This window comes from Acetomicrobium mobile (assembly GCF_937920065.1).
On the sequence record NZ_CALETC010000129.1, the window covers coordinates 1 to 2182 of the forward strand.

The 2182-nt window shown below is 44.0% G+C and carries 3 protein-coding genes; 2 read left to right on the forward strand and 1 reads right to left on the reverse strand.

Annotated elements, in window-relative coordinates:
* The first annotated feature begins 565 nt into the window (after window positions 1–565).
* Both Q7P41_RS05310 and Q7P41_RS05315 read left to right on the forward strand, forming a co-directional pair.
* Window positions 566–1057 carry a type II toxin-antitoxin system RelB/DinJ family antitoxin gene (locus Q7P41_RS05310; protein ID WP_303882737.1) on the forward strand — a complete coding sequence of 164 codons (492 nt, stop codon included), beginning with the start codon at window positions 566–568 and terminating at the stop codon, window positions 1055–1057.
* On the forward strand, window positions 1050–1427 hold the full coding sequence (locus Q7P41_RS05315; RefSeq protein ID WP_303882735.1) for a DUF86 domain-containing protein: 378 nt from the start codon (window positions 1050–1052) through the stop codon (window positions 1425–1427). The genes Q7P41_RS05310 and Q7P41_RS05315 overlap by 8 nt, the downstream gene beginning before the upstream one ends.
* Window positions 1428–1532: 105 nt before the next feature.
* Here Q7P41_RS05315 and Q7P41_RS05320 read toward each other — a convergent pair.
* On the reverse strand, window positions 1533–2182 hold a 650-nt coding region (locus tag Q7P41_RS05320), incomplete at its 5' end, for a hypothetical protein (protein WP_303882736.1).

Genomic DNA, 2182 nt, shown 5'->3' on the forward strand with positions numbered 1-2182 from the left:
GCAGGCCGTTGGCAGCTTGATAAAGACGGGGCCTACGGGCACAAACGTAAATGATCTGATATTTATGCTGTGTGGTAGGGATGTTTAGTAATTTCAAACAAAATACCGAGCGGGTGATCGGTCGTATCCCGCTCGGTATTTAAAGCTAATCCTTCCTTAAAAGTTCAACGAAGCTCCTGACGTTTTTGACCTCTTCCAGGTTAAACAGGGCATCGGCGATCTTGTCGAGTTTTTTTGTCGTCCTGGATTGCATTGTAGCCCAGGGTTTTGAACTCCCAAAGCAATTCTTCATTAGTGAAAGGGTTTTTTGGGATAATTTACCTCCAGGTTGGATACACGCCCGTCGTTAATCGGGCTTCCTGACATGGCCTTTTTGCCCTCCTCCGAGGCTTTAAATATAGAGGTTAAAAAGAAATTGGACCTTGATTTCGTCATTAACTCCAGGACCGATTAGGGTCATAAAAGACCCGCCGGATAAAACAAAGGCCTTTTAAGGCCAGAATTAGACAGGGTGTACTTGCTTGACGGTGTACGTATTTGTAGTTACAATGTATCTACAAAGGTGGTGTTGATATTGGTACGAACCTGCGATTCGATGATCAGGGTGCGAATAAACAGCGAAACGAAGGAGAAGGCCGCACATGTCCTTGACGGGATGGGGCTTACCATTTCCGACGCCGTGCGTATGCTTTTAGTCCGCATTGCCCAAGAAGGGCGTTTCCCCTTCGATCTTGAAGTTCCAAAAGCCAAAAAAGAAAAAACAAAGCCGAAGACCCTTGAAGATATAAAAAGCGCAATAAACAGCCACAGGAAAGATCTTGAAGAGAAGTACAAGGTAAAAAGCATCGCTGTCTTTGGTTCTTATGCCCGCGGCGAGCAGACCGAAGACAGCGACGTCGATATCATGGTCGAGTTTAGCGAGCCCGTAGGTCTCAAGTTCTTCGGCCTTGCCGATTTTCTGGAAGACATCCTGGGCATGAAAGTCGATCTTACGACCCCTGACGGCATAAAACCCAACAGGAAAGAGTACATCATGGAAGATTTGTGCTATGTCTAAAAGGAACTGGAAGCTTTACGTTGAAGACATTTTAGAATGCATCAAAAAGGTTGAAAAATATACTGACGACATGGAATTTGCGCTTTTTGAAAAAGACGACAAAACGATCGATGCGGTTATAAAAAATCTCGAAACTATAGGAGAAGCCGCCGGGCACATTCCTGACGACATTAAAGCTCGTCATAAATACATTCCTTGGGGAGAGATAGTCGGCCTTAGGAACAGAATAGTTCACGGGTATTTTAACATAGACTTGAAAATTATTTGGGGCGTTATCAAGGAGGAACTACCCGCTTTAAAAATACAGCTTGAGCATATCTTAAAAGAAGAGCACGATAATCATGTTTCCCGCCAAGGACGGGACCGATGAGCACAAAAGTAAATTTTATCCTCTGCGATAATAGGTGATATTCGATAAAAATACCGAGCGGGACAAGATAACCGCTCGGTATTTTTAATAAATTGCGATCTTTTACTACTCGTTCATTGACAAGACAAAATTGACCATTTTTAGGAAGTTTTCATTCAGTTCTTCTTGTACGTCTTTTCCTTCCTTTAGCTGAGCCCTCACGCCATATATGAACTTTCTCCACATATCGTTGATGCCAGCCTCGTAAAATTCGCTGTATTCAAAGCTTGTTCTTTGTTTTTCATACACAGTGCCGTCCATGAGTGCACGGGGAGTAGCGTTAGCTCCCATTAAAAACGGGATGGAGTATCCATAGGCTGGTAGCGTCACGAAAATGGTCGTTAAAGTTTCAGGATATTCGGGATCGATCAAAATTGTTGTGCTCGATTGAGCCCTCTCAAAATTCCACATTGCCGGATGTTTTGATACTTTCGGGGAGTTGGCCAATTCAATTGTGATGTTGCCGTAATTTGAGATGAGCGCATCCTCCGGTGATCCGTAGTCGTTCACTCTGGAGACTGTAAAGTAGATTCCCTTATACTCCTTGCCATCTTTTTTAAGGGAAGGATTAACTTGCTCTTCAATGATTTTGTAGCAGTTATCGGCTATTTGAAGAATTTTGCCGTTGGCATCGACGAACAGGTAGTTCGTGCCCCTGTTCCCGCTGGCCAGGTATCCTTTTTCGGCAAAGGAATGCATGACCGCCTTGGCCTCAT

What these genes read in the sequence shown, in the direction of transcription:
- Q7P41_RS05315 (WP_303882735.1), top strand. Translation starts at nt 1,050, where the DNA reads ATGTCTAAAAGGAACTGGAAGCTTTACGTTGAAGACATTTTAGAATGC.